At 75.3% G+C, this 2,816-nt stretch carries 3 protein-coding genes; all 3 read right to left on the bottom strand.

Translation table 11 applies throughout. The features are described from left to right. Positions 1-68: 68 nt before the first annotated feature. The 3 genes from ACFV2S_RS16090 to ACFV2S_RS16080 all read right to left on the bottom strand — a co-directional run bounded on the left by ACFV2S_RS16090 (position 69) and on the right by ACFV2S_RS16080 (position 2,678). Positions 69-869 (bottom strand): VOC family protein, encoded by an 801-nt coding sequence (locus ACFV2S_RS16090; RefSeq protein WP_385558645.1) that lies wholly within the window; start codon positions 867-869, stop codon positions 69-71. Between the two features lie 97 nt (positions 870-966). Next, the gene (locus ACFV2S_RS16085; RefSeq protein ID WP_385558642.1) at positions 967-1,467 is read right to left on the bottom strand and encodes an NUDIX hydrolase; all 501 of its coding nucleotides are present in this window, start codon (positions 1,465-1,467) and stop codon (positions 967-969) included. Between the two features lie 260 nt (positions 1,468-1,727). After that, positions 1,728-2,678 carry a universal stress protein gene (locus tag ACFV2S_RS16080; protein WP_385558639.1) on the bottom strand — a complete coding sequence of 317 codons (951 nt, stop codon included), beginning with the start codon at positions 2,676-2,678 and terminating at the stop codon, positions 1,728-1,730. Positions 2,679-2,816: the final 138 nt, after the last annotated feature.

Genomic DNA, 2,816 nt, shown 5'->3' with positions numbered 1-2,816 from the left:
GCGCCCCCCCACCCCCCCGGGCGGGGGGGCGCCCCCCCCCGCGCCCCCCCCCCCCCCCCCCGCTCCGCCTACTCGAACTCGGGCATGTCCCCGACGGTCGTCTTCTCGTCGATCACCGCGAAGGCGGCTCCCTGCGGGTCCAGGATCGCCGCGAACCGGCCGAACGGGCTGTCCATCGGCCCGAACACCTTCCGCCCGCCGAGGGCCTCGGCCCGCTCGACGGCCTTGTCGCAGTTGTCGACGGCGAAGTAGATCTGGATGTACGCGGGGATCTCGGCGGGGAAGTCCTCGTCCGACATCACCATCCGTCCGAGGACCGGCTGCGGGCCACCGAGGTCGAAGACCCGGTAGTCCATGTGCTCGTCCTTGATCTTCTTGGACCCGAAGCCGAAGACCTCGGTGAAGAAGGCGTCCGCCTTGCCCGGCTCCCGGGTGAAGACCTCCGCCCAGGCGTACGCACCGGGCTCGCCCTCCCGCTCGAAGCCCTCGTGCGTGCCGCCCTGCCAGACGCCGAAGGTGACGCCCGAGGGGTCCTGCGCGAGGCACATCGTGCCGAAGTCGCCGACCTGCATCGGCTCCATCAGGACGGTGCCGCCCGCGCCCCGGATCCTCTCCGCCGTCGCCGCGGCGTCCGGCGAGGCGAAGTACAGACACCAGGCCGACTGCGGCTCGCCCTCCTGTCCGGGCATCGGCGGGACGACGGCCGCGACGGCCTTGCCGCCCTTGTAGGCCTGGGTGTAGTTGCCGAATTCCGAGGAGGACTCGCCGAACGTCCAGCCCAGGACATCGCCGTAGAACGTCTTGGCGCCCTCGACGTCGGTGAACATCGCGTCGGTCCAGACCGGCGTGCCTTCAGGTCGTGCGGCCATGACGGTGACTCCCACTTCCGATTCGATGACGTGTTCCTCCCGCCACGCTAGCCACGCAGGCCGGGGCCCGCGCGGCGACGCACCGCCACCGCCGGCTTCAGCCGGGCAGCCGGCCCAGGGAGTACCGGTGGAAGGGGGCGTCGGGGACCGCGATTCCGGGCCGCCACATCCGCAGCACCTGCGCCGACGGCAGGAACAGGGCCTGCGGCAGGTCGTCCGGGTCCGTCCACTCCCAGCGCTCGATCTTCTCCGGCTCGGCCACGGCCGGCGCGCCCCGGACGATCCGCACGGCGGTGGCCGCGGTCATCCGGGTCAGCCGCGTCGAGGTGACGGTGTCCAGGAGGAGCCCGAGGACCTCCACGTCGGCGGCGTCCGCGACGAGCGTCGTCTCCTCGGCCAGCTCGCGTACCGCCGCCTCCTCGATGGACTCGCCCGGCTCGACCTTGCCGCCCGGCAGCTCCCACACCCCGGAGCGGTCCAGGCCCAGGAGGACGCGGCCGTCCCCGTCGGTCACCACGACCCCCGCGCCGAGCGAGGCTCCCGCGGTGGGCGGCTGGACGTTGCGGCGGGCGGTGGCGGCGTCGTCTGCGGTCGTCATGGGCCCTGTGTACCAGGCGCCACCGACACGCCCCCCGTGCGTGACAAAAATTCGACAAACCTCTTGAAACGGCCGAAAAACGGAGGAAACTCGTTCTTACACCGGACAACCGGAAAGAGCCGCACCCGCCGACGGAGACGTCCGAAGGCCCGCGTGACCCTGATCTCGGCTCTGGCCAGGCCCCCGGCGGGGCCGGTCGGGCACGGAGCCGTCGGCGACGGCCGACGACCGCGCGAACCGACCCGGACCGCCGGGGACTGTCATGCCCGGGAGCCCGCGGCGGCAGGCGGGACCACCGCCACCGGACAGTGCGCGTGATGCAGCACCGCGTGGGCGACGGATCCGATGAGCAGCGAGCCGAGCCGGTGCCGGTGGTGCCGCCCCACGACCACCAGGCCCGCGTCCCGCGAGCCCTCCACGAGCCGCCCCGCCGCGTCCCCCGGCACCACGACCGGGACCAGCTTCACCCCCGGCCACCGCGCCGCGAACGGCCGCAGCCGCTCCTCCTGCTCCCGCCGCGCCTCCCCCATGAGGTCGTCCGCCTCCTCCGCGAGCGGCAGCGGCGGCGGCACCTGGAGCGCGGGGGACGGGGCCGCGAGCAGCGCGCCCTGCGGCGGCGGCAGCCGGAGCGCGGTCACCGCCTCCAGGGGCACGCCCCGGTGGCGGGCCGCCTCGAAGGCGAAGCCCAGCACCTCGTCCGAGGTCTCCTCGGGGTGCAGCCCGAGCAGCACCCGGCCGGCCCCGTGCCCGCTCCCGAGCGCGGCCGCCCGCGCCTCGTGCGGGACGACGACCAGCGGACAGGGCGCCGTCATGGCCAGGGTCCGGCTCGTCGAACCGAGCAGCAGGCTGGCGAACCCGCCGTGCCCCCGGGACCCGGTCACCAGCAGCCGCGCCCCCTTCGCCGCCGCCGGCAGGGCGTCCGTCACGGAGCCGTCCAGCGAGTCGTACCGCACCGGAACCCGGTGCCCCCGCTCCTCGACCAGCGTGCGCACGGCCCGCGCCACCGTGTCCGGGAGCTCCGGCGCCGTCCCCAGGGAGGCGATACGGGCGGCGCCGAGCTGGAGGGCCTCGGAGCGCACATGGGCCACCACCAGCGGCACGCCCAGGCCCTCCGCGGCGCCCAGCGCCCACTCCAGGGCCCGGAGACTGTGCTCGGACCCGTCCACGCCGACGACGACCGGCGGCTCGTACGCGGTGCTGGTGTCACTCATGGGGGAATCACTCCCGCACGCGCGCGAACGCCACGCCCGGGCGCGCCCCCAGACCGCGGGGGCGGCCCCCGGGGGGGGGCTGTTGGTGCCGCGCCGCGGCCCCAGGGCCCGCCCCCCCCCCCCCCCCACGCCCCCAGA

The sequence above is a fragment of the Streptomyces sp. NPDC059695 genome (assembly GCF_042733785.1).
Lineage (GTDB): Bacteria > Actinomycetota > Actinomycetes > Streptomycetales > Streptomycetaceae > Streptomyces.
The sequence above is the reverse complement of the archived record's forward strand: the minus strand, read 5'-3'. Positions and strand labels throughout refer to the sequence as shown.

Bases quoted from the DNA above. Each gene is read 5' to 3' on its own strand.
- ACFV2S_RS16090 (WP_385558645.1), bottom strand. From the start codon at position 869: ATGGCCGCACGACCTGAAGGCACGCCGGTCTGGACCGACGCGATGTTC.
- ACFV2S_RS16085 (WP_385558642.1), bottom strand. From the start codon at position 1,467: ATGACGACCGCAGACGACGCCGCCACCGCCCGCCGCAACGTCCAGCCG.
- ACFV2S_RS16080 (WP_385558639.1), bottom strand. From the start codon at position 2,678: ATGAGTGACACCAGCACCGCGTACGAGCCGCCGGTCGTCGTCGGCGTG.